1 protein-coding gene, 1 pseudogene and 1 riboswitch are annotated in these 3461 nt (G+C 51.7%); the gene and the pseudogene both read right to left on the bottom strand.

Going from position 1 to position 3461, the window contains the following annotated elements:
• Positions 1–1260: pseudogene (locus tag L691_RS0119260) on the bottom strand (phospholipid carrier-dependent glycosyltransferase); the annotation flags it as partial.
• 194 nt (positions 1261–1454) lie between these two features.
• A complete protein-coding gene (locus L691_RS0119255; RefSeq protein ID WP_025692006.1) occupies positions 1455–2855 on the bottom strand; it encodes an NCS2 family permease in 1401 nt (466 codons plus the stop codon).
• A 122-nt stretch (positions 2856–2977) separates the two neighbouring features.
• A riboswitch (purine riboswitch) is annotated at positions 2978–3077 on the bottom strand.
• Between the last annotated feature and the right edge of the window lie 384 nt (positions 3078–3461).

The following is a 3461-nucleotide window of genomic DNA, read 5'->3' as shown; positions in this document are numbered from 1 at the left end:
CCCCGCCGCAGCCACAGTGAACCATACCGCGGAAGCGGCAAGGCGTTTATCCGAGACAGCCAAAATACTGAGCAGCAGGAACACTACAAAAAAGGCGTCCGCCTGCCCCCATACCGCCGAATCCGTCAATACAGCCGGATTAAATGAATATAGAATGACAAGACCGAGCGCAAGGCCGCCGCCCAGCTTTTTGCTCCCGATCCGGTAAATCAGCCATCCGAGAGCGATATCCGACAGGATCGCCGGCAGTTTGAACAGCAGCATCTCCCCAGGAGAATCCGGACTTAAACCGAGGCCCTGATGGATGAGATGAAGAAGATACAATATATAAATATACCCTGGAGGGTAATCTGCAAAAATGCCTTCCTGATAAAAGCGTCCCGGGCCGACCTCCGCCAGCCGCTGGCCCCAGTACATAAAAGTCTTCATGTCGTTCATGTAGCCCTGCGAGGTCCAGCCAAGCCACAGGCGCAGCAGAAAAGCCGCAGAAAGGACAATCCACAGCCACGCGCCGTAATCATAGCTCTCCCGCCTTAGCAGACGCTTGCTGCGCAGCGCAGTCCGGTAAACCCAGGCAAAGAGGCAGGCAAACAATGCGGAAAAGAACAAAATGTTTTTGGATGATATTTTAACCGGTTTCCCTGCCGCTCCGGCCTGGGCGCCCCCCGGATCAAGCGAGATTACCGGAACGCCAGCAGGGGAGGAGTCAAGCTCCTCCACGGACAAATCATCAAAATACGCCTTGCCCGCAGACAGATTCCCATAGCCGCCGAGGGCTGCGCCGATGCCTATTTCCTTTTGCCCGGAGCCAGTCTTGCCTATGAACTGAAGCTGCTGCCAGCCTCCGCCGGTGTCTTTGGTGCTCGGATATCCCCCGCCAACGCCGACAACGAAAATATTGGCCCCGATGCCTTCCACGCCCGCGTTCACTACCTTAACCCAGCCGGAAATCCGGTAATGGGTGTCTGGCTTTACGGCGATGGTCTGAATCCATTTTGCATGATTCTGCTGTATATTCTCAATCGCGGCTGCAGCATTTCCGGAATGGACATCCGCAGATTCCACGGACAGCAGGCTTGCCTGATCGCCCTGCACCCATACATCTCTCGTCCAGGAGGCGGGAGCGTCCGATGCCGTTTCCTCAAACCCCGGATTTTGCAAAAGATTTCCTTTCGCAAACATCGTTCCCGGAGGGATAACTAGCATGCACAGCAGCAGCATAAATATCAGTTTCGCAGCAATACGCCACTTCTTCATCATCGTTACCACCTTCATCTTATCATCCGAATCTATGTATATGAAGTCCGGTTCATTTTTCCCTCATTTCAATATAATCGAATTGCCGGGTGAAGAAAAGTCCAGCGCTCTATTCCGGTAACACCGCCGAGTTTCTTGTTCGCTCACAAAAAAGACTCCTTCCGATTGAGAAGGAGCCGTAAAAGAGCGGCCAAGGCTTAGCCCTGGCTGCCGATCAGCAGATAACGAAGCACCACCAGAACGGCCAAAAGCCACATCATCCAGTGGATGTCGTATTTCTTTTTGCCCGCAAGGTTAGCCACAAACGCCAAAATAACATAGGTGACGATACCGAAAGAGATACCGTTCGCGATATTGTAGGTGAAAGGCATGATCGCAAGGGTCAGGAACGACGGAATGGCGATAACCATATCGTTAAAATCAATCTTACGGACGGACTGCGCCATCAGCACGCCGACAATGATCAGGGCCGCTGCCGTGGCGGAGCCGGGAATCAGAGCGGCAACCGGCGCCAGGAACAGGGCAAGCAGGAAGCACACCCCCGTCGTAACGGCGGTAAGTCCCGTACGTCCGCCTTCAGCCACGCCTGCCGCGCTTTCCACATAAGCCGTTGTGGTGGAAGTGCCCAGCATCGCGCCGCCTGCAACTGCAACTGCGTCTACGAGCATGGCTTTGCCGACGCGTCTTTTGCCTTCCTCGGGATTATCCATAATTCCCGCGCGCTCCGCCGTTCCGACCAGAGTGCCGAAGGTGTCGAACAGTTCGACGAAGGTGAATGTCGCGACTGCGGAAATGATACCGGTATGCAAAATACCGTTCCAGTCAAATTCCATGAAGTTAAGCTGCGTGAAATCCGGGACCCATGGCGTGGATGGATTCGACAGTGTGGAAAAATCGACTGCGCCCATCAGCATGCCGATGACCGTGGTGCCAAGAATGCCGAACAGAATCGCGCCTTTTACCCGCAGCACCATCAGGATACCGATCAGCAGCAGGCCGATGATAGCAAGCTGGACATTCGTATTCTCCAGGCTTCCAAGATGGAAGACCGTTTCAAAATACAGCACGTCGGTGAAGGTATTGGCCGGAATCGCATTGCCCGCTTCCACGCCGATTGTCATCAGGCCGCTGTTCTTCAGGCCGATAATGGCGATGAAGAGTCCGATGCCGACCGTAATCGCATGCTTCAGACTGTCCGGAATCGCAGTTAGTAAAATTTGGCGAATCCTGGTGATGGTCAGCAGAATAAAGATCAGACCGGAGATAAATACCGCTGTCAGCCCCATCTGCCAAGTAAACGGATGATCCGTCGTGGCCGACGACAGGACAACCGATGCGAAATAAGCGTTAAGCCCCATACCAGGAGCAAGGGCGACCGGGAAATTAATGAATAGCCCCATCGCAATAGTGAAAATACCCGCCGCCAACGCGGTTGCCAAAAACACGGAATACCAGCCCATATCGATCCGGCCAAAGGCAGTCAACGTACCTGGATTCACCGACAGAATATACGCCATTGCCATAAAGGTCGTCAGACCGGCCATAATTTCAGTGCGTACTGTGGTGCCGTTCTCTTTCAACTTGAAAAAGCGTTCCAAAATGTTCTCCCCCTAAGATGATTTGTAGTGAGGCACCAACAAAAGGCCGGAGTCTTGGCGGACCCCGGCCTGAAAAAGAGCTCTCCCGAAGATATTCGGCACATCGGCCGCAGCTTCTAACCGGAACAGCTTTCTTGGATCGTAGCCAGGCCATTACGGTGACCTCGTAGAAACTCCCGGGCCAATTCCCGGAATTATACGAATATTCATGCTGCTAATGCCTTCTCATTTTAGGTGGACATGACATGGGTTGTCAATGACGAAAACGAACAATCTTTGTTATGTTTTTGTCATTGCAGCCTGCAAGGAGATGAATTAAGAAGAACGCTATTTTTTTCTAAAGTCAAAACAATATCATTTTTTGTAACCTCACCCTTGTTTCCGATTTCAAATTCAGATAAATGATCAGAATTCGTGATTACCGCAATAACAGTATCATCTAATCCAGCTTTCTTAATGGCTGGAGACCAGAATTCAATTAGAAGCTCCCCTTTGTAAAACACGTTGCCCTGGTTCGAAATACGTGATAAAACCAGTTCCATTCATCTTAACTGTTCCAATCCCAATATGATTGAACCTCTCATGACTAAAGTCACGAGATTCTTG

Origin of the sequence: Paenibacillus zanthoxyli JH29, from assembly GCF_000520715.1 — a bacterium.
GTDB lineage: Bacteria > Bacillota > Bacilli > Paenibacillales > Paenibacillaceae > Paenibacillus_AQ > Paenibacillus_AQ zanthoxyli.
This window is presented reverse-complemented; position numbering and strand designations above follow the sequence as displayed.